Below are 25,840 nucleotides of genomic sequence, written 5' to 3'. Positions count from 1 at the left end.
CCCCCCCAACGCTCTGGTTTGACGGTCGGATTCCTAGGCGTCTTTCATGAGAGCGGGATGACACTTGCGTAACGGTTGGATGACGGTGTCGCCGTGCCGGGTCGAGGGCCTTCTGTTAACCGCCGTGTCTGTCGAGAAATGCTTCGGCGTCGAGGGCGCGAAAGTCGGCGAGCGCTGCCCGCAGCTTCTGGTGCGGCCAGTCCCACCAGGCGAGAGCGTCCATGCGCTCGCCGATCCCCGGAGCGAAGCGCGGGCGAATCTGGCGGGCCGGCACGCCGCCGACGATCGTGTATGGCGTGACCTCCTTGGCGACCACCGCGCCGGCGCCGATGACGGCGCCGTTGCCGATCGTCACTCCCGGCAAGATCGTCGCGCCATGGCCGATCCAGACGTCGCTGCCGATGGTCACGGCGCCTTCCCGCCGCCAGGCGAAGAATTCCGCCTCGTTCGCCTCGCCGTCGAAATAGTCGCCCGCCCGGTAGGTGAAGTGATGCAGGCTCGCCCGGCCGATCGGATGGTTGGTGGCGTTGACGCGAACGGCGGAGGCGATGTTGACGAACTTGCCGATGACGGCACACCAGATGTCGCAATCGCGCATCATGTAGGAATAGTCACCCAACTGCGTTTCCGACACCTGACAGCGCTCGGCGATCTCGGTGTAGCGGCCCAGCGTCGATGCTTCGACCGCTGCGCTGGCATGAACCAGCGGCATTTCGGAGAGCTTCGCCATGGGATGTCTCAAGCCGTCTGGCGGGCCGAAAAGGTCGAGACGTCGATGATGCGCGTCGCGATCCTGTCGCGGACGCCCTCGTCGTGGAAGATGCCGAGGATCGCCACGCCGGCCGCCTTCTTGGCCTCGATCATCTGGCAGACCACGTCCCGGTTCTTAGCGTCGAGCGAAGCCGTCGGCTCGTCTAGCAGCAGCAGCGGATGGTCGGTGATGAAGCCGCGGGCGATGTTGACGCGCTGCTTCTCGCCGCCCGAAAAGGTCGCCGGCGGCAAGTCGAACAGAGTGTCGGGAAGGTTGAGGCGGCTGAGCAGCGCTCGCGCCTTCTCGCGGGCGGCTTCCGGCGCAACGCCGCGCGCGACCAGCGGTTCGGCCACGACATCGATTGCGGGAACACGCGGGATCGCCCGCAGGAATTGGCTGACATAGCCGACGACCGACCGGCGCTGTTCCAGCACGGTCCGGGGATCGCCGGCCGCAAGATCGACCGTGGCGCCGGACTCCGGATCGCTGAGCAGGATTGCCCCCGTGTCGATCGAGTAATTGCCGTAGACCATTCTCAGGATCGAGGACTTGCCGACGCCGGACGGGCCGCCGAGAACGACACACTCGCCGGCCGCGACCGCAAAGGCGGCGCCCCGGACGACGGGCAGTTGGACCCCGCCGCGCAGATGCATCGTGAAGGATTTCTCGACGTCGCGGACGGACAGGATCGAAGGGGAGGAACCAGGCATCGTGTCAGCTTTCCGGAATCGAGGCGACGAGGAGCTGGGTATAGGCATGGTGCGGATCGTCGAGCACGCGGTCGGTCAGCCCCGCCTCGATGATCCGGCCGCCCTGCATGACGATCATGCGCTGGGACAGTAGCCGCGCGACGGCGAGGTCGTGGGTGACGATCACCACCGACAGTCCCATCTCCGCGACCAGTGAGCGCAGGAGGTCGAGAAGCCGCGCCTGGACCGAGACATCGAGACCGCCCGTCGGCTCGTCCATGAAGACCAGACGCGGGCGCGTCACCAGATTGCGCGCGATCTGCAGGCGCTGCCGCATGCCCCCGGAAAAGGCGACCGGCCGATCGTCGATGCGATCCTCGGCGATCTCGACCCGGCCGAGCCAGTCGGTGGCGGTTTCGCGAATATGGCCGTAATGGCGTTCGCCGACCGCCATCAGCCGCTCGCCGACATTGGCGCCAGCCGAAACCCGCATCCGAAGGCCGTCGGCCGCGTGCTGGTGGACGAAACCCCAGTCGGTGCGCATCAGGAAACGGCGCTCGGCCTCGCTCAAGGATGCCAGATCGCGCATCATCCCGTCGCGCATCGCATAGGAGACGGTGCCGGATGTCGACGCCAACCGGGTCGAGATGCAGTTGAGCAGAGTCGTCTTGCCGGAACCGGACTCGCCGACGATGGCGACGACCTCGCCGGGAAAGACGTCGAAGGACACGTCTTCGCAGCCAGCCCGCGCGCCATAGAGCTTGGTGAGATGGTGGACGGTGAGGATCGGGGTCTCGCTCATTCCGCGGCCTCCGCCGTTTCCGCGCCTGTGAACCCGGCCTCGCGACGCGTTTCGCAGTGATCGGTGTCGGAGCAGACGAACATCCGGCCGCCTTTGTCGTCCATGACCACCTCGTCGAGATAGACGCCTTCACCGCCGCAGAGCGCACAGGGACGCTCGAAGCTCTGGACCCGGAACGGATGATCCTCGAAATCGAGGCTGACGACGTCGGAGAAGGGCGGCAGCGCGTAGATTCGCTTCTCGCGCCCGGCCCCGAACAGCTGCAGTGCCGGCGAGCGGTGCAGCTTCGGATTGTCGAATTTCGGGATCGGCGACGGGTCCATCACGTAGCGACCCTCGACCTTCACCGGGTAGGCGTAGGTCGTCGCGATATGGCCGTGCCGGGCGATGTCCTCGTAGAGCTTGACGTGCATCAGCCCGTATTCCTCCAGCGCGTGCATCACCCTTGTCTCGGTCTCGCGCGGTTCCAGGAAGCGCAGCGGCTCGGGGATCGGCACCTGGAAGACGAGGGTCTGCCCAGCGGTAAGCGCCGTTTCCGGAATACGGTGGCGGGTCTGGATGACCGTTGCCTCGGTGGTCTTCGTAGTCGTCGCGATGCCGGCGGTCTTTTCGAAGAAGGAGCGGATCGACACCGCGTTGGTGGTGTCGTCCGCTCCCTGGTCGATGACCTTGAGAATGTCGTCGGGGCCGAGGATCGAGGCGGTGACCTGGACGCCGCCGGTGCCCCAGCCATAGGGCATCGGCATCTCGCGCGAGGCGAATGGCACCTGATAGCCGGGGATAGCGATGGCCTTGAGGATCGCACGGCGGATCATCCGCTTCGTCTGTTCGTCCAGATAGGCGAAATTGTAGGTGGGTATCGCGGTCGTCATTCGGCTGCATCGCAGTTGATCGACCGCGCCTCTTGGCTGTCGCCCGCGCTTGCCTGCTCGCGGCGCATGCGCCGGACGAGGTCGAGTTCGGCCTGGAAATCGACGTAATGCGGCAGCTTCAGGTGTTCGACGAAGCCCGTTGCCTGGATATTGTCGGAATGGGCAATGACGAATTCCTCGTCCTGGGCAGGCGCCGTGCGCTCCTCGCCGAACTCGTCGGCGCGCAGCGCCCGGTCGACGAGGCTCATCGCCATCGCCTTGCGCTCCGACTGGCCGAAGACGAGGCCGTAGCCGCGGGTGAATTGCGGCGGCTCCTTTGACGATCCCTGGAACTGGTTCACCATCTGGCACTCGGTTAGGCGCACCCGGCCGATGGTGACGGCAAAGCCGACTTCCGGCATCTCGACCTCGACGTCGACGAGACCGATCCGGATTTCGCCGACGAAGGGATGCGAGCGGGCGTAGCCACGCTGAGTGGAATAGGCGAGCGAGAGGAGAAAGCCTTCGTCGCCGCGTGAAAGGGCCTGCAGCCGCAGATCGCGGCCGGCGGGAAACTCCATCGGCTCGCGGGTGAGATCGCCCGGCTCGTCCACCGGCAATTCGCCATCGGGCTCGATCAACCCGTCGCGGCCGAGAATGTCCGTGACCCGCGGACAGGGATCGTCGCTGCGGGCACGGCGCTTTCCCGACGCCACCGGCTCGTCCGTTGCCATCGCGGGATCGATCAGCCGATGGGTATAGTCGAAGGTCGGCCCCAGCAGCTGGCCGCCCGGCATGTCCTTGTAGGTCGCCGAGATTCGCCGCTCGATCCGCATGGCGCCGGTGTCGACCGGCCGCGATGCGCCGAAGCGCGGCAGCGTGGTGCGGTAGGCGCGGATCAGGAAGATCGCCTCGATCAGATCGCCGCGCGACTGGCGGATCGCCATTGCGGCCAGGTCCGGATCGTAGAGCGAGCCTTCCGCCATTGCCCGGTCGACGGCGAGCGCAAGCTGTCCGGCAATCTGCTCGAGCGTCAGCGCGGGAACGCTCCGGTCGCCCCGGCGGCGGTCGGCGAGCAGGCGATGGGCGTTGCCGATCGCGGCTTCGCCACCCTTGACGGCGACATACATGGCTCAGCGCTCCTCGATCTTGGTGGTGCGCGGCAGGGCGCATGCCTCATCGGCGGCGACCATCAGGATGTCGATGCCGCGGGGATAAAGCCGCCCATTCGCCGCCCATTGGCCGAGGAAGGCGGCCGGCAGTCCCTTCGGCGCAGCTTCCGCCTCAGTCTCGATTCCAGGGCCGCGCAGGCGAAGCGCCGGCCCCGAGCGCAGACATTCGAGCGACAGGATTAAGGTGGTCGAACGATCAGGATAGGCGTCGGTCCCGAGCGCGAACTCGTCCAACGGTGGCATCGTCGCCGGGTCGCAGACAAGGGCGAAGCGCGCTTCGCACATCTCGTCGACGACCACCGCACCGGTGTGGAAGGAAAGCCAGGCGGCGATCGCGTCGTTACGCGCCGCCGCGTCGAGCCAGACCGGTGTGTCGGCGTCAGCGAGGGTCGCGAGGAAGGCGCCGGCCGCCGGAGGCACGGGGGAGGGCGGGCGCGTTCGGCCGCCGAGATCGATGATCCTGCCGGGGCGCGCGAAGGCGTCCATGACGCGGGCGAAAGCGGCCTGTGCGTCGAAGACGGGATCGACGAAGCCGCCCTCCAGACCCGCTCCGTCGCCGGCCGTCCTGTCCTGGTACATCAATCGTCTCCCCGAACCATGGTGAAGAAATCGACGCGGGTCGCCTCGGTCTCCTCGGCGGATTTGCGATCGGCCTCGACTTTGCGACGCAAGGTCGGTTCCACCACCCCGGCCTCGATCGCAGCGCGCCAGTCGGCGCGCTGCCAGCCGGCGTCGAAGAGCGCGGCCAGCCGCGCATGATCGGTGTCGCGGCCGAGCACCATTGCGTGGCCGACTTCACCGGACACAAGACGGACGCTGGCCCGGGCGACGCTCGCCTCACCGAGATTGAAGGGGGCGCCGCCGCCGCCGATCCGGCCGCGCAGCATGACCAACCCGGCTTCCGGCGCGCGCAGCGCCGTTGCTGGCGTGTCGCCGGCGACGTCGCGCCAGACTTCCGCCAACTCGGACGGGTCGGCCGCCGCGAAGGCTTCCATGGCGCGGCGACGGCCGCTGAGGCTGCTATCGGAATCGGCGGCGATTGTCTCGGCGCTATGATACTGCAATGAATCCAGATCCCCGTCTGTCCGCTCTTACTCTTCGAGGAGCGGCCATAGGGATTGAATGTATCGTCCCGATGACAGTGGGCCGATGTTCCGGCGGCGGTCATCGAGTGAGGCCGTGTCAGAGCGAGCGTTGATTGACCCGCATCGACGCGGCTTCGGCACTCTCGACACGCTCGGAGTAGCGATCCGTCAGATAGGTGGAGCGCGCTCGCACCGTGTGGGTAAACTTCACCAGCTCCTCGGTCACGTCGACGATTCGGTCGTAATTGGGCGACGGTCGCATTCGGCCCGCCTCGTCGAACTGGTCGAAGGCCTTCGGCACAGAGGACTGGTTGGGAATCGTCACCATCCGCATCCAGCGCCCGAGAATCCGCATCTGGTTGACCGCGTTGAAGCTCTGTGAGCCGCCCGAGACCTGCATTAGCGCCAGCGTCTTGCCCTGGGTCGGGCGGAGGCCGCCGAGCGACAGTGGCAGCCAGTCGATCTGCGCTTTCATCACGCCGGTCATCGCGCCATGCCGTTCCGGGCTCGACCAGACCATCCCCTCGGCCCAGATGGCGAGGTCCCGAAGCTCCTTCACCTTGGGATGATCGGGTTCGACACTGTCGGGAAGCGGCAGGCCGGCTGGATCGAAGAACCGGGTTTCGCAACCGAACCAGCGCAGCAGGCGGCCGGATTCCTCGGCGACGAAGCGCGAATAGGAGCGGGCGCGCAACGAGCCGTAGAGCAGAAGAATGCGTGGCGGATGGCGCGGCGCGTTCGGTCCCGCGAGGTGCGCCGTATCGATCGCCCTGAGTTGGTCTGGATCGATGTTCGGCAGGTCGTCGAGGCTGCGGATCACGGTATCAGACAACGCGCCGACCCTCGGCGTCGATCACGACCTCGCCGTCGTCCTTGGTGAAAGGGCCGATGTCTGGATGGGGCAGGAGATCGAGAACGGTTTCGGACGGGCGGCAGAGCTTCGTTCCCTTGTCACTCGCAACGATCGGCCGGTTGATCAGGATCGGATGGGCTAGCATCGCCTCGATGAGTTGCGCGTCGGACAGCGAGGGATCGTAGAGGCCGAGTTCCGCATAGGGCGTGCCCTTCTTTCTCAGGAGGTCCCGCGGCGTCATGCCCATGACGCCCAGAAGCTCGACCAGCCGCTCGCGATTTGGCGATGTCTTCAGATATTCGATCACCTCCGGCGTCTCGCCCGATTGCCGGATCATGGCAAGCGTATTGCGCGAGGTGCCGCAGGCGGGGTTGTGGAAGATGGTGATGGTCATGCGACCCTCGTGTTCGTTCGGTTCAGGATCGGGATTGGCGCATCGCCGCGCGGAGCGGGCGGGGGGGCGGATATAGCAGCCATCCGAAGAACCAGACCGCCAGCATCGCGCCGACCAGTTCCGCGACGACGAAGCCCGGCACGTCGAGCGGCTGGATGCCGGAAAAGGTGTCGGTGAAGGCGCGAGCAATGGCCACGGCCGGATTGGCGAAGGAGGTCGAGGCGGTGAACCAGTAGGCGGCGGTTATGTACAGCCCGACCAGCCAGGGGATGGCCGGCGCGTTGAAGCGGACGCCGCCGAGGATCATGCCGACCAGACCGAAGGTCGCGACGATTTCGGCCCACCACTGCCCCGCGCCGGTGCGCGCGGTTAGCGAGGCCTGCAGCGGAGGCAACTCGAACATCAGATGCGCGGCGATCATGCCGATGAGGCCGCCGGCGATCTGGGCGGCGACATAGGGGGCGGCGAGGGATAGGCCGATCGAACGCCGCATCCAGAATGCCAGGGTGACGGCGGGATTGAAATGCGCGCCGGAGATCGGCCCGAGCACGGTGATCAGGCAGACGAGGATCGCGCCGGTCGGGATCGTATTGCCAAGAAGCGTGAGGGCTCCGTCGCCCGTCAGCCTCTCCGCCATGATCCCGGAGCCGATCACGGCCGCCACGAGCATGGCCGTGCCGAACGCTTCCGCCGCCAGGCGCCGGGACACGCTCCACTCGCTCACGGTGTGGCGTCCGCGGGTTCGTCCTTCGTTCGACCGATGGCATTCATGCGGGTCTGGAGGGCTGCGCGGTCGAGGCTGTTAACCGGCAGGCTCATGAAGATGCGGATGCGGTTGCCGAGCATCCGGAACGCCTCGGCGAAGGCAAGCCGCCGTTCGGCCTCCGTCCCGGTCGCTGCCGCGGGATCGGGCACGCCCCAGTGGGCGCTCATCGGGTGGCCCGGCCAGACCGGACAGCTTTCTTCGGCGGCGTCGTCGCACACGGTGAAAATGAAGTCGAACTCCACGGCCCTCGGACCGGCGAACTCGTCCCATGACTTCGAGCGAAGCTCCTTCGTCGAAAAGCCGAGCCTCCCGAGGAGATCGAGCGTGAACGGATGCACCTCGCCCTTCGGAAAGGATCCGGCCGAGTAGCCGCGAAAACGCCCGCCGCCCTCGTGGTTGACGATCGCTTCCGCCAGGATCGAGCGGGCGGAGTTTCCCGAGCAGAGAAAGAGAATGTTGAAGGGTTCGGTGCGGTTCATTCCGTCGGCTCCGGTTCACATGCCGCTGCGAGGCGCGTCAGGTCGCCACAGATTTCCGGCTGGCCGTCGCAGCAATCGGCGACCAGAAAGGCGAGCAGCTGGCGCATCGTCTGATAGCTCGCCGCGTAGAAAATCCTTCGCCCGGCACGCCACGACGTCAGCAATCCGGCGCGTTCCAGCGTCGCGAGATGGAAGCTCATCCGGCTGGGCGCGATCGCCAGCAACTCCGCGATCTCACCGGACGGCAGGCCCGGCGGGCCTTGCTTCACCAGCAGCCGGAAGGCGGAGAGGCGGTCCTCCTGGGCAAGGGCGGAAAGAGCAGAAACGGGATCGATCATTATACAATCATACAAGCATGGTTGAATAATTGAAAGCGGAATATCGCGCATCACGACGCGTTCGGTAGCCACGGCTATCACCTCAAAGCGACGAAGTGCCCCACCCCAATTTCCTCGAAGTCTTGCGGTGGCGGTCGATAACCCACGACATTGATCGGGCTCTCGCGTTCGCGAAGATCGGCGAGGCGCCCGGCTTTCCGCCGGCCGCCGTCGATGGAGGGAACCGACGCCAGAAGCGCGCGCGTATAGGCGTGACCGGGATCGGCCAGGACTGCGTTTGTGGGACCGGTCTCGACGATCCTGCCACGGTCGAGAACCGCTATGCGATGGCTCATCTGCTCGATCACGCCGAGATCGTGGGAGATGAAGAGATAGGCGATGGCGAGTTCCGATTGCAGTTCGCGCATGAGGTCGAGCACCTGCGCCTGGACGGAGACGTCGAGCGCGGAGACTGGCTCGTCCGCGATGATCAGTCGCGGTCTGCAGGCCAACGCCCGGGCGATGCACAGACGCTGGCGCTGGCCGCCGGAAAACTGGTGGGGATGACGGTCGAGATGATCCGGCGACAGGCCCACCCGGCGGAGGAGCTCGGCCGCCGCTTGCCGCCGTTCGGTGGCCGACATCATCTCGTGGATGACGAGGGGCTCGGTGACGAGCTCGTTCACGTTCAGGCGGGGATTGAGGCTCGCATACGGATCCTGGAACACCATCTGGGCTTCGCGTCGCAGCGGGCGCATCGCCCGCGGCGATAGTGGCACCACGTCGCGCCCCTCGAGGAGGATGCGTCCGCTCGTCGGCGCCACCAGCTTGAGGATCGACCGGGCGATCGTCGACTTGCCGGAACCGGACTCGCCCACGAGACCGAGCGTCTCACCGCGCTTCAGGGCGAGGCTGACGCCTTCCACCGCGTGGACGTTGGCAACATGCCGGCGGAACGGGCCTTTTCGGATGGGAAACCGTGTCACCAGATCCTGGATGTCGAGCACCGTTTCGTTCTTGTCGCAACTGCGCGCCGGGGAGGAGGGTGCGGAATGCGGCCGCGGGTCGACCGTCTTGTAGACAGGCGCGCCCGAGCCCAGCCGGGGCACGGCCTCGAGCAGGGCGCGCGTATAGCCGGCGCGGGGCGCGGTCAGGACTTGTGCGGCGGGGCCGACCTCGATCTGCTCGCCATGGCGCATGACGATCACCCGATCGGCGATCTCGGCGACCACGCCCATGTCGTGCGTGATGAAGATCATAGCCATGCCCGTCTCCTCCCGGAGACGGTCGAGGAGATCGAGAATGCCGGCCTGGATGGTCACGTCGAGCGCCGTGGTGGGTTCGTCGGCGATCAGCAGCAGCGGCTCGCAGGCGAGCGCTATCGCGATCATCACGCGCTGGCGCATTCCGCCCGAAAGCTCGTGCGGATACTGCGCGAGACGTCCCTTCGGGTCAGTCATCTGCACGCGGTCGAGCAGATCGGCGGCCGCGCGGCCGGATTCGTCGCGTCCCATCTTGCGATGGAACATGAGCACCTCGCCGATCTGCTCGCCGATGGTCAGTACCGGATTGAGGGAGGTCATCGGTTCCTGGAAGATCATCGAGACAGCGTTGCCGCGTATGGCTGGCATCTCGGTATCGGCCAGCGCCAGGAGGTCGACGGGCTCCTCGCCGCGCCTGCGCAATACCGCCGAGCCGCTCGTGATCACGCCACCCTCGCGCTCGATCAGCCGCATCAACGACAGAGCGGTGACGGACTTGCCGGAGCCAGATTCACCGACGATCGCCAGTGTTTCGCCCGGGTCGATGTCAAAGGAGAGATGGCGCACCGCCGCCACGCTCGAGCGTCGCGAGCGGAACACGACCGAAAGATTCTCGACGCTGAGCAGCGGCCGCGCGATCATGATCGTGCTGGCTCGGCCAGGACCAGCGAGCGTAGACGGACTTCGGGATGCTCGTCGAAGGGCGGCAGCGGCGTGATCCATCGGCGGGCAGTCTCGGCGGCGTCGAGGCGAACCTCGAAGCTGTCCTTGCCGAAGACCCGCCAGTGAATGGTTTCCGACAGTTCGAGCAGCGCAAAGGCTCCCGCGGGCTCGGGATGGGTCGTGAAGCTCTCGGTGAGGGACTGGAGCGTCAGATGCGGCTGGCCGTCGACCAGGGTCAGGGTGTTCCAATGCACATGACCGGCAAAGCATGCGACCGGCACGCGGGCGGTGGCGAGGATCGCCCGGGCGCGCTCGGCCCCTCCCGGATAGGTCGCCGCATCGGGATTGCGCTCGAAATAGTAGTTGCCCGCCTGCGAATGGCCGGAGATCGGGACATGGCTGACGATTGCCAGGGGCTTGCTGGCGGTCCGCACCACGGCGGCGAGCCACAACAGGTCGGCTTCGGTCAAGACGAACCCACCGGGACGGTGAATGCGGGAATCGGCCCGCCAGAGAACAAGCGTCCAGTCACCCAGGTCGATGGTTTGGCTGGCGAGAGACTGGCCGAGGATCTCGGCGTTCTCCGCGACACTGAGGAAGGCGCGGTCGTGGTTGCCGCAAAGATGGAAAACCGGGGCGTTGACGGCCCGGAAGCCTTCGGCGACCTCGCGCTCCAGCCGGCTGTCCGTCTCGCGATCGACATCGGAGATGCGGTCGCCGAGGTCGATGACGGCGCTGGGGCGGGCGTCGTTGGCGAAGCGGGCGAACTCGCCGAGCAGCGGTAAGGCCTGGCTGCCCTTCTTGGTGAAATGATCCTCGCCGTGATGAATGTCGGCGACGAGGCAGAGGCGTAGCGGATCCATGCTGGCTCCCTTGAGAACGCGGATTACCGTCCGGACGCCACCGCGGCGCCCGGACACATTGTCGGAAAATCAGCTCTGGACGCCGATCGAGCCGGCCCGGAAGTCGAGCACATAGGGGATGTGACCGGGCATCGGCGCCCAGTCGACGTCCTTGCGCATGCCCCAGCTCTCATAGGGCCGGTAAAGCACCAGGAAGGGTGGATCCTGCTTGATGCGCTCCATCAGCTCGCCATAGGCCTGACGGCGCTCCTCGACTTTCGAGGAGAAGCGGAAGCGTTCCCACTTTTCGGCATAGTCCGCGTCGGTCTTGAAGCGGCCTTCGCCTTCGGCCGGGCCACCCGGCGCCCACATGACGCCGAACGAGCCGAACGGATCGGCGAAATACATCGGGTTCGACCAATTGCGGGCGTTCATCGTCGGGTCGCCGCCGGTCCAGGCATCGTTGACGTTGATCTCGGTTTTCACCCCGATCTGGCTCCACATCTCGGCGATCGCCTGCATCGCGAGGAGCCCGTTCGTGTAGTAGCTGGCCGAGGTGTCGATGCGGATCGTCTCCCCGTCGTAACCGCTCTCGGCCAATAGCGTCTTGGCCTTCTCCAGATCGTATTTGAAGGTTTCGAGGTCTGGCATGTAGAGCGGCCCGAATTCCTCCATGGTGTGGGTCGAGGGCACGACCGCCTTGCCCAGCCACAGCGCTTCGTTCAGCGTGTCGCGGTCGATCGCGTAGTTGAGCGCCTGACGCAGCTTCGGGTTCGCCATCGTCTCGTTCTGGGTGTTGTAGATGAGAACGTGGAACAGCGGCGTCACCATGCCTTCCACCTTCAGATCTGGGTCGGACTCGACCAATTGGAGCTGGTCTGGCGGCAGGTTGGTGATCAGGTCGACCTCGCCGTTCTTCAGCGCGGTGATCCGCGTCGCCATCTCGGGTATACGGCGAACCGTCACCTTCTCGAACGGTGCGGCATCGCCCCAGAAGCCGTCATAGCGCTCCCAGACCAGCCGCTGCTCGGGAACGAATTCGGCGATCTTGTAGGGACCCGTGCCGATGGGCGCGAGCGAGAAGGCCTCGTAGTCGCTGTCCTCGGCGACCGCGGGGTCTCCGGAGAGCGCCTTGATGTAGTCCTCCGGGACGATCATCAGCTGCTGCATGTTGATGAGCGTTTCCCAGAGCGGCTCGGCGCGGCGCGCGTGGACGCGCACCGTGTAATCGTCGATCTTCTCCGCGCTTTCGAAATTGCTCAGCCGGTCCTTGGACCGCACCTGGTAGGGCGGGAAGGTAGCCTGCAACATGCGATTGAAGGAGAAGACCACGTCATCTGCCGTCATCTCCTCGCCATTCTGGAAGGTCACGTCCTGGCGAAGCTTGAACTCCATGGTCGTGTCGTCGACCATCTGCCAACTGGTGGCGAGTCCCGGCAGGAACTTCGGCTCGCCGGTCGTATGATCCTTCTCGATCAGCGTATCGAAGCTGTTGTAGTAGAATTGCGAGCCCGAATTGGAGTGGTCCTTGCCGGGATCGAGCGTCGCGGGGACGTTTGCCGCCCCTACCTTCAGTTCGGCGGCGTGTGCGCCGCCCACGAGGGCGGCCAGCGCCACCGTTGCCATGAGTGTGTTGCGAAGCATATTGGGAAAGCCTCCGACGGTTGTTGGGGTTTCGGCGTAAGCGCCATGCGAAATACGCGGGGCGGTTGAATCCGCCCTCTGGTTGTTGGCGGAGCCGGGCTAGCGGTCGCGCAGGCGCACGTCTGTGTGATCGCGCAGCCAGTCGCCCAGCATCTGGATGACGAAGGTGATGAGCAGGATCAGGATGGCCGGGATTGCGACGATCCACGGCGCGCTCGGCATGTAGTCACGTCCCATGCCGACCATGGAGCCGAGGGTTGCCGTCGGTGGCCGCAGCCCCAGCCCCAGAAAGGACAGGGTCGATTCCAGCAGGACGATGTTGGAGATGTTGACGGTAAAGATCACCACCAGCGGGGACATCAGGTTCGGCAGCACGTGCTTGAGAGCGATGCGCGTGCCGCTGGCTCCCGAGGCCTGGGCGGCTTCGATAAAAGGCATCTCCCGCAGCCTCAGCACCTCGCCGCGGGTGATGCGCGCATATTGTTCCCAATAGGCGATTCCGAGTACCACAACGAGCACCTGCAGGTCGCCGCCCAGGATCGCGACGGCCAACAGCGCGATCAGCGTGAACGGCACCGCGATCTGGATGTCGACCAGCCCCATGACGAGGTCGTCGACGAAGCCGCGAAGAAGACCAGCAGCCAGGCCGAGCGTGCCGCCGATGAGCATGCCGATCACCGCGCCCAGGAACGCCACGCCGAGGGTAAGCCGCAGACCATAGAGCGAGCGCGAGAGGACGTCGCGACCCAGTTCGTCGGTCCCGAGCCAGTGTCCCGCCTTGGCACCCTCGAAGCCGAGCGGTGGCCCGAGCCTGGATAGAAGGCTCTGGGCGACGGGATCGTAAGGCGCCAGCACAGGCGCGAAGATCGCCAGGACAAGCAGGACGAGACCCAGCAGCGCCGCAATCCGGACGATCCAGTTGGTGTCGTCCCACAGATCGCCGACGGCCCCGGCCATCCGCGTGCGGCGCGAGCCCTTGTCCATGGTGCGCCCGATCTCAACGAAGGTCTGCGTCATCGTCGCCTCCCGTTCATGCATTGGATAGCCGGACCCGCGGGTCGGCGGCGGCATAGGCCATGTCGACGATCGTGTTGATCAGGATGACGGCGACGGCGACGGAAAGAACGCCGAACTGGAGCACCGGGTAGTCGCGGCGCAGCGCCGCGCTAACCAGCATCTCGCCGATGCCGTGCCAGTCGAAGATCGACTCCACGACGACGTTGCCGGCGGCGGCGAGCCCGGCGATCTGGAGGCCGAGCACCGACAAGATGGTGATGAGCGCGTTGCGCAGCGCGTGCTTGAAGATCACCGTGCGCTCGGGCAAGCCTTTGGCGCGGGCGGTGCGCAGATAATCCTGGCTCAGGACGTCGAGCATGGCGTTGCGGGTGAATCGGGTAAGGCTCGCGATCAGGGCGGCGGAGAGCACGATCAACGGCATCACGAAATGCGCCCATGTGCCCGAGCCTGAACTCGGCAACCAGCCGAGCCAGAAGCTCAGCGTCAGGATCAGCAGGATGGCGAGGATGAAGTTGGGGATTGCATAGCCGAGGAAGGCCATGCTCGTCACCGCGGAGCCGATCCAGGACTTGCGGTGGATCGCCGCGACGATGCCCGCCGGCACCGCCACGATCAGGGTGAGCGCGATGGCGCCGAACAGGAGCTGCAGCGAGGGGCCGATGCGCTCCATGACGATTGTCGAGACCGGCCGGCGCTCGATGAAGGAGATGCCGAAATTGCCGTCCGCGAAGGAGTAGAGATAGCGCCGGTATTGCTCCCAGAGCGAGGAATCGAGGCCGTAATATGCGATCAACTTCGCCCGGTCGTCGGCCCCCAGACCCTCCCCGGCGATGAAGTCGACGGCGTTGCCCGACAGGCGGGTCGCGAAGAACACGCCGGTGACGATGACAAGGATCGTGATCGCCATTCGAACGATGCGCGTCAGGGCATATCCAAGCACGGCGGGGCTCCGGTTTCGAAAGGTTCGATCGGAGTCCTAGAGACGTTCTGTGACAGGTAGATGAAGCTATCTCAATGAGATTTCATATTGACACTGAGATTTCATCAATACATCTTTGCCTTGGAACCAATGGAAAAGGGTTTGCCGTGTCGCCAATGGTTGAGGGGCTTGAAGGCTATCTGCTGGATCTCGATGGAACTTTGGTGACCGGCGGCGTGGCGTTGCCCGGCGCGGCCTGGCTTCTGGACCGGCTCGAAGGGCAATTCGCGATCGTCTCGAACAATGCCGAGCACACGCCAGGGGACCTGTCGCGGCGGCTGCGTCGGATCGGCCTGCCGGTCGGGCCGGAGCATATCGTGCTCGCGGGCACCGCGGCGGTGGACCGCGTGGCGCGGGACTGTCCGGGGGCGCGGGTGTTGCTTCTCGGGAGCCGGGCCCTGCACCGTTACGCCCGAAAGCGGGGGCTCCGTCCGGCCACGGAGCGCTGCGACGTCGTCCTGGTCGGGCGGGACACGCGCTTTTCCTACCGCAAGCTGGCGTCCGCCGCGACTGCGGTATCCAGCGGCGCCGAGCTCTACGTGGCCTGTCCCGACGGCAGCCACCGGGGTCCTGATGGCCAACCGGTTCCCGAAGCCGGCGCGCTCGCCGCCGCGATACTGGCCTGCGCCGGCCGCGACGACTACCATGTCGTCGGCAAACCCGAATCGCTATTGTTCAGGCTCGGCTGCGAGCGGCTCGGCGTGGCGCCGACGAAGGCGCTGATGATCGGCGACAACCCGGCGACCGATGGCGCCGGAGCGCGGCGTTTGGGAATGCGGTTCCTGCGGGTTCGGCCGGGCGACCTCGGACCCGCTCTCTTCCTGAATATGCAGGAGACGGCCTGAATGAGCGATGCAGCGCGCAAGCACGCGGAGAAAAGCCCTGCCGGTCGGAGCGAGGCGTTCGGCGGCGTGCTCGATCGTCTCGCCGCGATCCGGGCCAGCCTGCCTCCCACGGCCGGCCGCATTGCCGATTTCATCCGCGCAAACGCGGCCGACGTCATCCACATGTCGGTGACCGAGGTCGCGGAAGGCACAGCCGCCAGCGAGGGCAGCGTGGTCGGGCTCTGCCAGCAGATCGGCGCGCGGGGTTTCCAGCAGGTCAAGATCGCACTAGCGCGCGAGCTCGTTCAGCCGGTTCAGTTCATCCATGAGGATCTCTCGCGCGGCGACAGGCTCGCGACCGTTATCGACAAGGTCTTCAAGTCGGATCTTCAGGCGCTGCAGGATACGCAGAGGGCGCTCGACGTCGGAGCGATGCAGGCGGCGGTGGACGCGATCCGTGCGGCGAAGCGCGTTGAGGTGTTCGGTATCGGCAGCGCGGCGACTGTGGCGGAGGACGCGAACTACCGCCTCCTTCGCATCGGGATTCCCTCGCACGCCAGTGTCGATAGTCATGTTCAGGCGATTACCGCCTCCCTGTGCGATCCCGCGACGGCGGTGATTACCATCTCGCATTCAGGCAGCACGGTGGAGACCCTGACCGCGACCCGGCTGGCGAAGGAAGCCGGCGCGACCACCATCTGCGTAACGAATTTCGGCAAGTCGCCGCTGCTCGCCCATGCCGATATCGTGCTGCACACGCTGGCCCGCGAGACCGAGTTCCGCACCGAAGCCATGACCAGCCGGATCGCCCAGCTGGCGATCATCGACGCTCTGATCGCCGCCCTCGCGCTCGCCGATTACGACCGCTCGGTGGCCACCATCGCCCGGACATTCGACGTGTTGTCCGTCAAGCGGGTTTAAGCGGCGAGGGCGCTTTTTCGGAAGGGAGTGCCCGCTTGCGGTCCATGTCGAAAGCGGCGTTCGAGCAGAGGGGATCGATACCCGGCAGACTGAAAATCCGTGATAAATCAGCTATCCGCCACCTGGAGAGTCGGATCGAGCCGGTCGCGCAGCCAGTCGCCGACGAGGCTGACCGACAGCGTGGTCAGAAAGATCACGATGCCGGCGGGAATGCCCATCCACCATGCCGTGGCCAGATAGTTTCGCCCTTCCCCCAGCATCAGGCCGAGGCTGGTCTGCGGTGGCTGAACGCCGAGCCCGAGAAAGCTCAGCGACGTCTCGAGCAGGATGAGTTCCGGGAAATTCAGCGTCACCTGGACGACCAGGATGCTGAGGATGTTCGGCAGGACATGGCGAACATAGATATGGACCGGGTGAACCCCGAGCGTGCGGATCGCGAAGGCATATCCCTGGACATTCGCCTGGAGCACCAGGCTGCGGGCAAGGCGCGCATAAGTTTCCCAGCCATAGAGGCCGACGACTACGAGGAACAGCCAGAAGCTGTTGCCGAGAAAGGCCAGAACGGCGAGCGCGATGATCAGGAAGGGCATGCTGGCCTGGAAGTCGACCAGCACCATGACCGCGTCCTCGACCCATCCGCGAAAATGCGCCGCGAGAAAGCCGATGAGCGTCCCGACGCTCGCGCCGATCAGCGTACCGAAGAAGGCGATCAGGACGCTCGTGCGTATCGCGTAGATCAGCCGGCTGAGGACATCGCGGCCCAATCCGTCCGTGCCAAGAAAATGGGCTGGATCGCCGCCGAGGAAGGCCGGCGGCTTCAGGCGGTTGAGAAGGCTCTGGTCGACATAGCCGAATGGCGCGATGACGTCGGCGCCGAGCGCGACGACGAAGATCAGCACAAGCCAGACGGCGCTAAGACAGATGGCCATCGGCACGCCACGGCGTCGCGGAAACCGAGGGCGGCTTGGCGCATTCTGGGTGACCGTTTCGGATGGGGTCGCCACAGTCATCGCGTCGCCCTTCCTTGCATGCCTTCGATCCGCGGATCGAGCCAGCCGTAGGTGATATCGACCAGAAAATTGATGATCACCATGGTCAGCGCGATCAACAGAACGATCGCCTGGACGACCGCCAGATCGCGCTGGCCGACCGCGTTGACCAGGAGCAGGCCGATTCCGGGCCAGGCGAAGACCGATTCGACGACCACCGCGCCGCCGATGAGTCCGCCCAGTCGCAGGCCGAGCACGGTGACGACCGGAATCGCCGCGTTGGGCAGGGCATGTATCGCGACGCGGCGCTGCAGCGTCAGCCCCTTGGCACGGGCGGTCCGCATGAAGGGCTGATGGAGCACTTCCAGAAGCGAAGATCGGGTAAACCGCGCCACCGACGCGGCATGGCTGGCGCCGAGTGTGACAGCCGGCATGATCAGGTGCCACCATGTCGCGTTGCCGGAACTTGGCAAGACGCGAAGGCTCATGGCAAACAGCAGGATGAGCAGAATTCCGAGAAAGAAGTTCGGCATGCTGTGCGCCAGGATCGTGAAGCCCATCGTCGCGTGATCGGTGCCGGTGCCGCGCCGAAGGGCGGCGAGGATGCCCGCCGCCATGCCCATGATCACGGTGATCGCGAATGCCGCAAAGCCGAGGCGCATGGTTTCCGGGACCCGCTCCATCACCACATCCAAGGCGGGACGGTTGTCGCGGAACGAAAAGCCGAAATCGCCCTGCAGCAGAGCGAGCACGTAGCGTAGGTATTGCTCCGGAAGCGGGCGGTCGAGACCCCACATCCGCCGATATTCGGCGATGACGGAAGCAGGCACGTCGTCCGGCAACATCTGGGTGACGGGATCGCCGGACAGCCGAAGGACCACGAACACGAAGGTTACCGCGAGCAAGAGTGTGACGAGACCGCGCAGCAGTTTGGCGAGAATGAATCGAATGCTCATGTCGGCGTTTCATCTGCCGTGGCCGACCAACCGAAATCGGTGATCGCCTTCCCGTCGACCAGCCATTGCTCGACGCCCTGGCTGTGTGTTCCGATGGTTGCCTGCAATGCGCGGCGGGATACGTCGGGCGGGCCGCCCGCATCGCCCGCCAGCGTTTCGGCGAGGACGCGCCCGTCCATTCCCTCGCTCGACAGGCCGAGCACCGTCAGGAGCGTCGGCGCGAGGTCCGGAAGCCAACAGGGGATCGGCGATCGGCTCTTCGCGCGAAAGGCCGGGCCGAACGCGGCCAGAACGGTGGACAATTCGCGGCGGGCAAGGCCGCCATGCATGCCCCCGCCAGGCTTTATGCCACTGGTAAACAGGCAGGATTCCATCCCCCCGGCACCGGCCGTCGCTTTCAGCGTGAAGCTGACGGGCGCCGCGCGGGGATGCCCGCCGCCCAACAGCGACGCCGGAAGGGCGCCGGGAACGCTCGCCGCCGGGTCGCCCGGAATGGTGGCGAAGATCAGCCCGATAAAGGGCTGTTGCGCGAGCATTTCCACCGAGCTGGCGATCGCGGCCGGGCCGGCGTCACGCAGATGCAGGCTGGAAAAATATCCTGGGGCCAGTTCCCCCTCATGCCCCGGGAGAGCGGATGCCAGGTCGATCTGGCGCTCCCCTGTGATCTGGCCGTGATCCGACATGACCAGAATGTTCTGCGGTCCGTCGCCGCGCCGCCACCACGATAGAAGACGCGCGAAGGCGTCGTCGCAACCGCGCTGGGCGGCGACGGTCTGCACGGCGTCGACCCCGAAACCATGCGCGGTGATATCGGGATCGGAGAACCAGAGCAAAGCGAGATCGGGCCGATAGTCCGGATAGATCAGCTCCGTCAAGACACGGCAGGCATAGTCGATGCGAGGCGTGTTGGGGGTTGCGGCTTCCGGCACCGGACCGAAGCGGGCGGAGGCCGAATCGGCGATCGCGTCGGACCCGACGCCGGAGTAGACGGAGAAGACCGGCTGGCCGAGCGTGGCGGCGCGATGGTTCATCATCCAGGTGGCGCCGGGCGAGGCGGTGCTGACGACGGCATAGCGCCGGCCGGCGCGAGCCAGGCGCTCGCCGAGGCTCTCGCGGTCGATCAGCACGCCGCGAGCGTCGGCCCGTTGGAGGTCCTGGTGACGGGCGGTGCGGAACAGAGCGTCGCCAGCCACTTCACGATGAAAGAACTGGTTAGCCACCAGACCGTGAGAACCGGGGGAAGACCCGGTCACCACGCTGGAGACGGCGACCCGCGTCTCGCTTGGGAAAACGCTGCGGCTGTTCACCATGTCGACGCCCTCCGCCATGAAACGATGGAGGTTGGGCATCCGGTCCGGCGTCGTCCGATCGCGGCGCAAACCGTCGAAACAGACGATGAGCGTGCTGCCGTGGTTCATGCGGGGCTCCTGGATATCGCAGAGATTGCCGCGCGGGCGGCGAGGGGATCATTGACGAGAAAGGCCGCTACACCTTCGCCGGCCAAGCGGCGCAGAACGTCGGCGTCGAAGTCGCCGACCCGTCGACCGGTGTCGCGATGGCCGGTTGTCACCCAGATCGGATGCGCCCGCTTCGCCGCGGTCTCGATGACGCCGGGGAGAGCATCGGCTTCCCACAGCCGCAGGATGTCGCCGCCGGCCTCGAAGAACGCGTCCGCGTCCCGGGAGTTGTCGATCAGACCGACCACCGGCTGGTCGGAATGCCGCCGAACCCTACGAAGCGTCTCGATCCTGTGAAGACCGAGAAAGATAGGGGCGGACGCGAACGTCGCCAGGATTGCGAGAAGGCGGTCGATCGCCTGCGGGCGTTCGTCCTTGACGTCGAGCAAGACGGCCTTGTCGGCCGGAAGTTCGGCAAAGAGAGCTTCGAGGGTTGGCGCCGCGGGCATCCCGTCGGCCTCGATGGTGGCCAGGATTGCCGCATCCGTCTCGGCGATTGCCGCCGGCCGCCCGGTCAGACGCGACAGATCGCTGTCGTGACAGCATACCGCGACGCCGTCTGCCGTGAAGCGGACGTCAGCTTCGACGACGTCGGCACCGGCTTCCGCAGCCTTTCGCCAAGCCTCCGGCGAGTTTTCTCGATAGATGGCGGAATAGCCGCGATGGGCGACAAGCAGCGGTCTGGCGGATGCGGTCACAGTGGGTTCTCCGCTGCGCTGGAATTGGCGCGGACGGCCGACGCGGCGTCGCGGATGCGGCGTTCGGCGGGCGAGGCGGCCGGCATCGCGGCGAGAAGCGCACGGGTATATGGATGTTGGGGGGACGCGAAGACCGCGCCCGCTTCTCCCATTTCCACCACGCGGCCCCGCTGCATGACGGCGATCCGGTGGCTGACATTCCGCACCACGCCGAGATCGTGCGAGATGAATAGATAGGCGAGGCCGAGGGCGGCCTGCAGATCCTTCAAGAGGTTGATGATCTGGGCCTGCACGGAGACGTCGAGAGCGCTGACCGCCTCGTCGCAAACGACGATCTCGGGTTCCAGCACCAAAGCCCTCGCGATGACACTCCGCTGCAACTGCCCTCCCGACAACTGATGGGGATAGCGATGGGCGAGCCCAGGTAGGCCGACCAGGGCGAGCATTTCCTCGACCCGTCTTTTTCTGCCCGCTTCGTCGAACAGCCGATGCGCGGACATCGCTTGGTGAATCTGGACTCCGATCGCCAGGCGCGGATCAAGCGCCCGTGACGGATTTTGAAAGATGACCTGGACAGCCCGGCGTTGGTGGCGCCATTTGCGCGAACCGATCGGGGCATAGGGCTGGCCCCGGAAGCGGACAGTTCCGGCATTCGGCGCCTCGATGCCGGCGGCGATCCGCCCCAGGGTAGACTTGCCGCTTCCGCTTTCTCCGACGACGCCGAGCGTCTCTCGTGGCCGCAGGCTGAACGATACGTCGTCGACGGCGCGAAGCTGGTTGCCGGGCCGCAACCAGCCCGGCTCGCGACCGTAAATCCGAACGACTTGATTCACCGCAAGCGACTCAGGCGTGTTCACTGGAGTGACTCGGGGAAATGGCATGCGACGGCCTGTGACCCGGCGCGCCAGCGCAGTTGCGGCGTCTCGGCGCAGACCGCCCTGGCCTTGGAGCAGCGGGTGCGAAACGCGCAGCCGGCTGGCCGCGCCGCCGGGCCGGGCACGGTGCCCTCGATGGCGCGCAGCCGGTCGGCTACGGGCGCATGCGCGTCGAGCCGGCAATCCATCAGGCCGCGCGTGTAGGGATGAGCGGGATGGTCGAAGAGCTCGTCGGCGGAGGCGCTTTCGACGATACGTCCCGAATACATGACGGCGACCCGATCGGCGATCTCGGCCACCACGCTGAGGTCGTGGGTGACGAAGATCATTGCCGTTCCTGTCTCCCGCTGCAGCGTCCTCATCAAGCGAAGGATTTGGGCCTGGGTCGTAACGTCGAGCGCGGTTGTCGCTTCGTCTGCGATGATCAGCTTCGGCCGGCAGGCAAGCGCCATCGCGATCATCACCCGCTGACACATGCCGCCGGAAAGCTGATGGGGATAGGCGTCCGCCCGGTCGGCCGGATGGAGAATTCCGACCTCGCCGAGCAGGGCGATCGCCTGCTCGTGCGCGGCGCGCCAGGAAAGCGAGCGATGGACCACCAGCACTTCGGCCACCTGCCGGCCGACGCGCTGGACCGGATTGAGAGACGCCGCCGGATCCTGGAAGATCATCGCGACATCGCGCCCACGAATAGGGGCGAGTTGGCGCTCGGTCATCTCGCTGAGCGTCTCGTCGAAGAGAGCGACGGACCCCGCCTTGCGGCGAACCGGTTCCGAATGCAAACCCATCGCCGCCAGGCAGGTGACACTTTTGCCGCAGCCGCTCTCGCCGACGAGGCACAGGGTCTCGCCCCGTTCGATGCTGAACGACACGTCGATCACCAGATCGACATTGTCCGTTCCGACCGTCAGGCCGGAGACGCGCAGAACGGTCTTTTGGCCAGCGTCGGAACGGAGATCGGGGGAGGGAGCGCCGCCGGCGCCCCCGCCCCCCCGGGCCCCCGGGGGCCCCCCCCCCCTCCCGTGCTCACTGGGTCGCACGCGCGGCGCTCGCCTCGTCGACCAGATTATAGGGCCGAAGATCCATGTAGTAGAACGTGTAGGGCTGCCATTTCAGCGACTTGCGCACCCCGTAGGTTTCCAGTGGCTGGTACAGGATTGTGCCGGGCGCGTCGTCTTCCCAGCTGTCCATCAACTGCTTGGCGAGGGTGAAGCGTTTCGCGTGCTCGCTCGTCGTTTCGAGTTCGCGTCCGATCTTGTTGAACTCCTCCGGAGCCCAGCTCTGCCAGGTCTTCTGTGCCGAGCCGTAGGATCCCCAGCTATTCCAGAGCGCACCCACCGGGTCCGGATAACGGGTCGAGTTCGACCAGTTGCGTACCATCAGATCGTCGTTGGGCAGGTTGTCGATATCCTCGGCGACGTTGAGCTCCGCATTGATCCCGACCGCTTTCCACATTTCCAGGATCGCCTGGGCTGCCGGAAGCGCATTGAGGTAGTAGTTCGGTTCGGTGCTGTAGACGATCGTCTCGCCGTTGTAGCCAGCCTCCTCGAGAAGCTGACGGGCTTTTTCCGGATCGTAGGCAAAGCCCGGCCGGTCGGCCTGGTACATGTCGCCGTATTCCGGATACTGATGGCCGTTCGGAACCACAGCCTTGCCGTCCCAGAGGGCGTCAACCAGCAACTTGCGGTCGATGGCGAGATTGAGGGCCTGGCGGACACGCTTGTCCTTCAAGACCGGATGGTCGGTGTTGTAGACGAGGACATGCGAGTTCGCGAGAACGACACTGCGCGTCTCGATGTCATCATAAGAGTTGATCTGGGCAATCTGATCGGGAGCGACATTGGTGACGATGTCGAACTCGCCGCTGACGAGACCCGCGACGCGCGCCGCAGGCTCGGGCACCTTGCGGAAGGTGACGGAGGCCGCTGTGGGCTTGCCGCCGAAATAGTCGTCGAACGCGGTGAAACGGATATATTCGTCAGCCCTGTATTCATCCAGCTTGTAGGGGCCGGTCCCGATCGGGAAGCGGGCAAACGCCTCGCCCTTCGCCTTCTCCAGCCAGTCCTTCTTGTTGACGATCCACGATGCCCAGGAGGCGAGCCGCTGCTCAAGCAGCGGATCGGGAGCTTTCGTCGTGAAGCGGACCGACAGCGGATCGATCGCCTCGACCTTTTCGAGTACGCCGAAATAGGCGCGACCCTGCGGCAGCGGGGATTTTGGGCCGGTCAGACGCTCGGGAGAAAAGGTGAAGACGATGTCGTCGGCTGTGAGCTTGGCGCCGTTGTGAAAGGTGACGTCGTCGCGCAGTTTGACTTCCAGCGTGCGGTCGTCAATGCGCTTCCAACTGGCCGCCAGCGACGGAACCAGCTTGGCGCCTCCCGCATCGTCGGACGACAGGAAGTCGCGCCGGATCAGCGTATCGAAGACGGAATAGACGACGCGGGTGCCGACGTTCGACATCTCCTTGCCGGGCTCGAGGGTCGGCGGATTGTCGGCGACGGCGACGACGATGGCTGGGCGTTCCTCGGCCTTCGGGGCATTCGGCGCGAACATGCTGGCGGCAGCAAGCCCCGCGGCGACAATCGTGGAAATCGTTCGGGTAACCATTCTGCGTCCTTCGGTTCTGGAGAATGGAGACCAAATAGACGGCGACTAAAAAGCTTTGATGACAGTGACGTGCTGGGTGAGCGTGGGAGCATTATGGGAAGCAATCGTCGGCTTCGCCGCCTGGGCTTTTCCGAGTGGGAACGACCCGATCCGGAAGGTGGCGCCCGGCAGGCTGACCGACGGCGTGATGACAACGCTCATCGATACTCCGCGGTGAACTCAGGCCGCGGCCGAGTCCGCGGCCTCCGTCGGCGGCGCACCGGCCAGCATGCCTTCGATCGCGGACCAGGACTGCGGCCGGGCGATGTGATAGCCTTGCAGGAGTTTGCAGCCGGCCATGCGGGCGAGCAGCATCTGCTCTTCGGTCTCGATGCCTTCGGCGACGATGCTCAGGCCCATCGCGTTGGCAACGCTGGCCAGCGCGGTGATGAGGACGTCGTCGGCCTCGCTGGCGCCGAGCTTGGTGACGAAGCTGCGGTCGATCTTGATCGAATCGATCGGAAACGAACGCAGGTAGGAAAAGCCGCTATAGCCGGTGCCGAAGTCGTCGAGGGATATCCGTAGCCCCAGGGCGCGGAGGGCGCGCAGTCGTCGAAGGACATTCTCGTTGGCGTTCATCGCGACCGATTCGGTGATCTCGATGACGACGCGGCGGGCCGGCATTCCTGTTTCGAACAGAACCCGCTCCACCATCGACACCACGTCGTCGCGTTTCAACTGGCTGGCGGAGAAATTGACCCCGATGATCAGCGGTTCGGCGGCAAGCCCGTCGCGGCAGGCCTGACGGAACACCCATTCGCCGAGAAGATCGATGAGCAGCGATTGTTCGGCGATCGGGATGAAGTCCATCGGGGCGATGATCCCGCGCGCCGGGTGGCGCCAGCGCACCAGCGCCTCGCAGCCATACAGCGCGCCGTCTCCGGTAACGATGGGCTGATAGGCGAGTTCGAGTTCGTTGAGCAGGATAGCGGCGCGAAGCTCGCGTTCGATGAACCGGTTCTGCTTCTGATCGCGCAGCATTTCGGTCTCGAACAACGTTGCCTGGGCTCGGCCGTTGCGCTTGCTTTCGTAAAGCGCCAGATCGGCGAAATGCATCAATTCCCCAAAGAACGAGCTGTCGTCAGGAGCGAACGCGATGCCGATCGACGCGGACAGGTTCAACGGGCGTCCCGCGTGATAGACGGTGCGGTCAAGTTCGGTGAGGAAACGTCCCGCCAATTGCCTGGCAGCTTCCGGCTTGCCGCATTCGGTCAGAAGGGCGAATTCATCACCGCCAACCCGGCCGAGGATCGCCGACGGCACGACCTGTTCGGCCACGGTGGTCAGATGGCGCAGGGCCGCGTCGCCCATATCATGGCCATAGGCATCGTTGATCTGCTTGAGATGGTCCATGTCGACGAGGATCAGCGCGTATCCGGTCGCCGGCGCCAGTGATTTCAAGCACCGCTCGCAGGAGGCGATGAAGACCCGCCGGGTCAGAACGCCGGTCGCCACATCCCGGTCATGGGCGCGCGCCTGCTCGATCTCGCTTGTTTGCATATGGCGGAAGAGCTTAACGACGAGGCGATGCAGCCGACCGGCCCAGAACAAGGCAGTCAGGACAGCGAGCACCGCAGCCATGAGCAGTTGAGGGAGCCATCCCTCCTGGAACGACGCACTGGCCAGCCCCAACCCGACCAGAGACATTGTCGCCAGCAGCGAAGCGACCAGAGAGACATAGCTCAGACGCATGGTGGAACGGGGATCTTTGAAGCTGGTCAAGGCGAACTATCCTCGGAAATGGCCATGCCCATCTTTTCCGGCGGCAATTGGTAAGATCGCGTGAACGGAATATGAAGATTCAGTGACAGTATGCTCTCGATGGGGCTCACGTCAGCGCGAGATCGGCGTCGCAGATCGGCCGATGCCTGAACCCGGACGGCGACTGGGCAAAGCCACGCATGGTGC

The 25,840-nt window shown here is 65.4% G+C and carries 28 protein-coding genes; 2 read left to right on the top strand and 26 right to left on the bottom strand.

Annotated elements, in window-relative coordinates; genetic code table 11:
- Positions 1–115 precede the first annotated feature (115 nt).
- The 17 genes from VSX60_RS14660 to VSX60_RS14580 all read right to left on the bottom strand — a co-directional run bounded on the left by VSX60_RS14660 (position 116) and on the right by VSX60_RS14580 (position 14,527).
- A complete protein-coding gene (locus VSX60_RS14660) occupies positions 116–730 on the bottom strand; it encodes a DapH/DapD/GlmU-related protein (RefSeq protein ID WP_327624971.1) in 615 nt (204 codons plus the stop codon).
- 8 nt (positions 731–738) lie between these two features.
- Positions 739–1,461, bottom strand: coding sequence for a phosphonate C-P lyase system protein PhnL (gene phnL / locus VSX60_RS14655; RefSeq protein ID WP_327624970.1), 723 nt, complete (start codon positions 1,459–1,461; stop codon positions 739–741).
- Positions 1,462–1,465: 4 nt separating this feature from the next.
- Complete coding sequence (phnK, locus tag VSX60_RS14650; RefSeq protein ID WP_327624969.1) at positions 1,466–2,242, bottom strand: phosphonate C-P lyase system protein PhnK; 777 nt, start codon at positions 2,240–2,242, stop codon at positions 1,466–1,468.
- A complete protein-coding gene (locus tag VSX60_RS14645) occupies positions 2,239–3,114 on the bottom strand; it encodes an alpha-D-ribose 1-methylphosphonate 5-phosphate C-P-lyase PhnJ (RefSeq protein ID WP_327624968.1) in 876 nt (291 codons plus the stop codon). Before VSX60_RS14645 ends, phnK begins: the two co-directional genes overlap by 4 nt.
- Complete coding sequence (locus tag VSX60_RS14640) at positions 3,111–4,223, bottom strand: carbon-phosphorus lyase complex subunit PhnI (RefSeq protein ID WP_327624967.1); 1,113 nt, start codon at positions 4,221–4,223, stop codon at positions 3,111–3,113. Before VSX60_RS14640 ends, VSX60_RS14645 begins: the two co-directional genes overlap by 4 nt.
- Before the next feature lie 3 nt (positions 4,224–4,226).
- Positions 4,227–4,844, bottom strand: a complete 618-nt coding sequence (gene phnH / locus VSX60_RS14635) for a phosphonate C-P lyase system protein PhnH (RefSeq protein WP_327624966.1) — start codon at positions 4,842–4,844, stop codon at positions 4,227–4,229.
- A complete protein-coding gene (gene phnG / locus VSX60_RS14630; RefSeq protein ID WP_327624983.1) occupies positions 4,844–5,260 on the bottom strand; it encodes a phosphonate C-P lyase system protein PhnG in 417 nt (138 codons plus the stop codon). The genes phnH and phnG overlap by 1 nt, the downstream gene beginning before the upstream one ends.
- A gap of 187 nt (positions 5,261–5,447) precedes the next feature.
- Entirely contained in the window at positions 5,448–6,182 is a 735-nt protein-coding gene (arsH, locus tag VSX60_RS14625) for an arsenical resistance protein ArsH (protein ID WP_327624965.1), read from the bottom strand.
- Positions 6,175–6,597: an arsenate reductase (glutaredoxin) gene (gene arsC / locus VSX60_RS14620; protein WP_327624964.1), complete on the bottom strand. Its 423-nt coding sequence runs from the start codon at positions 6,595–6,597 to the stop codon at positions 6,175–6,177. Before arsC ends, arsH begins: the two co-directional genes overlap by 8 nt.
- A gap of 22 nt (positions 6,598–6,619) precedes the next feature.
- The gene (locus VSX60_RS14615) at positions 6,620–7,306 is read right to left on the bottom strand and encodes an MIP/aquaporin family protein (protein WP_327624963.1); all 687 of its coding nucleotides are present in this window, start codon (positions 7,304–7,306) and stop codon (positions 6,620–6,622) included.
- A gap of 11 nt (positions 7,307–7,317) precedes the next feature.
- Positions 7,318–7,842, bottom strand: a complete 525-nt coding sequence (locus tag VSX60_RS14610; RefSeq protein WP_327624962.1) for an arsenate reductase ArsC — start codon at positions 7,840–7,842, stop codon at positions 7,318–7,320.
- The gene (locus tag VSX60_RS14605; protein WP_327624982.1) at positions 7,839–8,180 is read right to left on the bottom strand and encodes an ArsR/SmtB family transcription factor; all 342 of its coding nucleotides are present in this window, start codon (positions 8,178–8,180) and stop codon (positions 7,839–7,841) included. The genes VSX60_RS14610 and VSX60_RS14605 overlap by 4 nt, the downstream gene beginning before the upstream one ends.
- Positions 8,181–8,257: 77 nt before the next feature.
- Positions 8,258–10,063, bottom strand: coding sequence for an ABC transporter ATP-binding protein (locus tag VSX60_RS14600; protein ID WP_327624961.1), 1,806 nt, complete (start codon positions 10,061–10,063; stop codon positions 8,258–8,260).
- Positions 10,060–10,947: a metallophosphoesterase family protein gene (locus tag VSX60_RS14595; RefSeq protein ID WP_327624960.1), complete on the bottom strand. Its 888-nt coding sequence runs from the start codon at positions 10,945–10,947 to the stop codon at positions 10,060–10,062. Before VSX60_RS14595 ends, VSX60_RS14600 begins: the two co-directional genes overlap by 4 nt.
- A gap of 69 nt (positions 10,948–11,016) precedes the next feature.
- Positions 11,017–12,570, bottom strand: coding sequence for an ABC transporter substrate-binding protein (locus VSX60_RS14590; protein ID WP_327624959.1), 1,554 nt, complete (start codon positions 12,568–12,570; stop codon positions 11,017–11,019).
- A 99-nt stretch (positions 12,571–12,669) separates the two neighbouring features.
- Entirely contained in the window at positions 12,670–13,587 is a 918-nt protein-coding gene (locus tag VSX60_RS14585) for an ABC transporter permease (protein WP_327624958.1), read from the bottom strand.
- Positions 13,588–13,600: 13 nt separating this feature from the next.
- Positions 13,601–14,527: an ABC transporter permease gene (locus tag VSX60_RS14580; RefSeq protein ID WP_327624957.1), complete on the bottom strand. Its 927-nt coding sequence runs from the start codon at positions 14,525–14,527 to the stop codon at positions 13,601–13,603.
- Positions 14,528–14,682: 155 nt separating this feature from the next.
- On the opposite strand from VSX60_RS14580, the gene VSX60_RS14575 reads away from it, so the two are divergent.
- Positions 14,683–15,411 (top strand): HAD-IIA family hydrolase, encoded by a 729-nt coding sequence (locus VSX60_RS14575; RefSeq protein ID WP_327624981.1) that lies wholly within the window; start codon positions 14,683–14,685, stop codon positions 15,409–15,411.
- A complete protein-coding gene (locus VSX60_RS14570; protein ID WP_327624956.1) occupies positions 15,412–16,311 on the top strand; it encodes a MurR/RpiR family transcriptional regulator in 900 nt (299 codons plus the stop codon). It begins immediately after the preceding gene.
- 107 nt (positions 16,312–16,418) lie between these two features.
- On the opposite strand, the gene VSX60_RS14565 is transcribed toward VSX60_RS14570, so the two are convergent.
- The 9 genes from VSX60_RS14565 to VSX60_RS14525 form a co-directional block, all read right to left on the bottom strand.
- The gene (locus VSX60_RS14565; protein ID WP_327624955.1) at positions 16,419–17,240 is read right to left on the bottom strand and encodes an ABC transporter permease; all 822 of its coding nucleotides are present in this window, start codon (positions 17,238–17,240) and stop codon (positions 16,419–16,421) included.
- A gap of 77 nt (positions 17,241–17,317) precedes the next feature.
- On the bottom strand, positions 17,318–18,256 hold the full coding sequence (locus VSX60_RS14560) for an ABC transporter permease (protein WP_327624954.1): 939 nt from the start codon (positions 18,254–18,256) through the stop codon (positions 17,318–17,320).
- Positions 18,253–19,674 (bottom strand): alkaline phosphatase family protein, encoded by a 1,422-nt coding sequence (locus VSX60_RS14555; RefSeq protein ID WP_327624953.1) that lies wholly within the window; start codon positions 19,672–19,674, stop codon positions 18,253–18,255. The genes VSX60_RS14560 and VSX60_RS14555 overlap by 4 nt, the downstream gene beginning before the upstream one ends.
- Positions 19,671–20,411 (bottom strand): glycerophosphodiester phosphodiesterase, encoded by a 741-nt coding sequence (locus tag VSX60_RS14550; protein WP_327624952.1) that lies wholly within the window; start codon positions 20,409–20,411, stop codon positions 19,671–19,673. Before VSX60_RS14550 ends, VSX60_RS14555 begins: the two co-directional genes overlap by 4 nt.
- Entirely contained in the window at positions 20,408–21,244 is an 837-nt protein-coding gene (locus tag VSX60_RS14545; RefSeq protein WP_327624951.1) for an ATP-binding cassette domain-containing protein, read from the bottom strand. Before VSX60_RS14545 ends, VSX60_RS14550 begins: the two co-directional genes overlap by 4 nt.
- A gap of 20 nt (positions 21,245–21,264) precedes the next feature.
- A complete protein-coding gene (locus tag VSX60_RS14540; protein ID WP_327624950.1) occupies positions 21,265–22,158 on the bottom strand; it encodes an ABC transporter ATP-binding protein in 894 nt (297 codons plus the stop codon).
- A gap of 154 nt (positions 22,159–22,312) precedes the next feature.
- The gene (locus VSX60_RS14535) at positions 22,313–23,893 is read right to left on the bottom strand and encodes an ABC transporter substrate-binding protein (RefSeq protein ID WP_327624949.1); all 1,581 of its coding nucleotides are present in this window, start codon (positions 23,891–23,893) and stop codon (positions 22,313–22,315) included.
- Between the two features lie 45 nt (positions 23,894–23,938).
- Positions 23,939–24,094, bottom strand: coding sequence for a hypothetical protein (locus VSX60_RS14530; RefSeq protein WP_327624948.1), 156 nt, complete (start codon positions 24,092–24,094; stop codon positions 23,939–23,941).
- Positions 24,095–24,112: 18 nt separating this feature from the next.
- Complete coding sequence (locus VSX60_RS14525) at positions 24,113–25,654, bottom strand: putative bifunctional diguanylate cyclase/phosphodiesterase (RefSeq protein WP_327624947.1); 1,542 nt, start codon at positions 25,652–25,654, stop codon at positions 24,113–24,115.
- Positions 25,655–25,840 lie beyond the last annotated feature (186 nt).

Origin of the sequence: Aurantimonas sp. A3-2-R12, from assembly GCF_036016755.1 — a bacterium.
In the GTDB taxonomy this organism is placed as follows: domain Bacteria; phylum Pseudomonadota; class Alphaproteobacteria; order Rhizobiales; family Rhizobiaceae; genus Aurantimonas; species Aurantimonas coralicida_A.
Note: the sequence above shows the minus strand (reverse complement) of the source record. Positions and strands in the feature narration are given on the sequence as shown.

Coding starts and splice junctions, on each gene's coding strand:
- phnK (WP_327624969.1), bottom strand. CDS start 2,242: ATGAGCGAGACCCCGATCCTCACCGTCCACCATCTCACCAAGCTCTAT.
- VSX60_RS14585 (WP_327624958.1), bottom strand. CDS start 13,587: ATGACGCAGACCTTCGTTGAGATCGGGCGCACCATGGACAAGGGCTCG.
- VSX60_RS14590 (WP_327624959.1), bottom strand. CDS start 12,570: ATGCTTCGCAACACACTCATGGCAACGGTGGCGCTGGCCGCCCTCGTG.
- VSX60_RS14575 (WP_327624981.1), top strand. CDS start 14,683: ATGGTTGAGGGGCTTGAAGGCTATCTGCTGGATCTCGATGGAACTTTG.
- VSX60_RS14535 (WP_327624949.1), bottom strand. CDS start 23,893: ATGGTTACCCGAACGATTTCCACGATTGTCGCCGCGGGGCTTGCTGCC.
- VSX60_RS14560 (WP_327624954.1), bottom strand. CDS start 18,256: ATGAGCATTCGATTCATTCTCGCCAAACTGCTGCGCGGTCTCGTCACA.
- VSX60_RS14600 (WP_327624961.1), bottom strand. CDS start 10,063: ATGATCGCGCGGCCGCTGCTCAGCGTCGAGAATCTTTCGGTCGTGTTC.
- VSX60_RS14610 (WP_327624962.1), bottom strand. CDS start 7,842: ATGAACCGCACCGAACCCTTCAACATTCTCTTTCTCTGCTCGGGAAAC.
- phnH (WP_327624966.1), bottom strand. CDS start 4,844: ATGTACCAGGACAGGACGGCCGGCGACGGAGCGGGTCTGGAGGGCGGC.
- phnL (WP_327624970.1), bottom strand. CDS start 1,461: ATGCCTGGTTCCTCCCCTTCGATCCTGTCCGTCCGCGACGTCGAGAAA.
- VSX60_RS14595 (WP_327624960.1), bottom strand. CDS start 10,947: ATGGATCCGCTACGCCTCTGCCTCGTCGCCGACATTCATCACGGCGAG.
- VSX60_RS14555 (WP_327624953.1), bottom strand. CDS start 19,674: ATGAACCACGGCAGCACGCTCATCGTCTGTTTCGACGGTTTGCGCCGC.
- VSX60_RS14565 (WP_327624955.1), bottom strand. CDS start 17,240: ATGGCCATCTGTCTTAGCGCCGTCTGGCTTGTGCTGATCTTCGTCGTC.
- VSX60_RS14605 (WP_327624982.1), bottom strand. CDS start 8,180: ATGATCGATCCCGTTTCTGCTCTTTCCGCCCTTGCCCAGGAGGACCGC.
- VSX60_RS14660 (WP_327624971.1), bottom strand. CDS start 730: ATGGCGAAGCTCTCCGAAATGCCGCTGGTTCATGCCAGCGCAGCGGTC.
- arsC (WP_327624964.1), bottom strand. CDS start 6,597: ATGACCATCACCATCTTCCACAACCCCGCCTGCGGCACCTCGCGCAAT.
- phnG (WP_327624983.1), bottom strand. CDS start 5,260: ATGGAAGCCTTCGCGGCGGCCGACCCGTCCGAGTTGGCGGAAGTCTGG.
- VSX60_RS14645 (WP_327624968.1), bottom strand. CDS start 3,114: ATGACGACCGCGATACCCACCTACAATTTCGCCTATCTGGACGAACAG.
- VSX60_RS14640 (WP_327624967.1), bottom strand. CDS start 4,223: ATGTATGTCGCCGTCAAGGGTGGCGAAGCCGCGATCGGCAACGCCCAT.
- VSX60_RS14570 (WP_327624956.1), top strand. CDS start 15,412: ATGAGCGATGCAGCGCGCAAGCACGCGGAGAAAAGCCCTGCCGGTCGG.
- VSX60_RS14530 (WP_327624948.1), bottom strand. CDS start 24,094: ATGAGCGTTGTCATCACGCCGTCGGTCAGCCTGCCGGGCGCCACCTTC.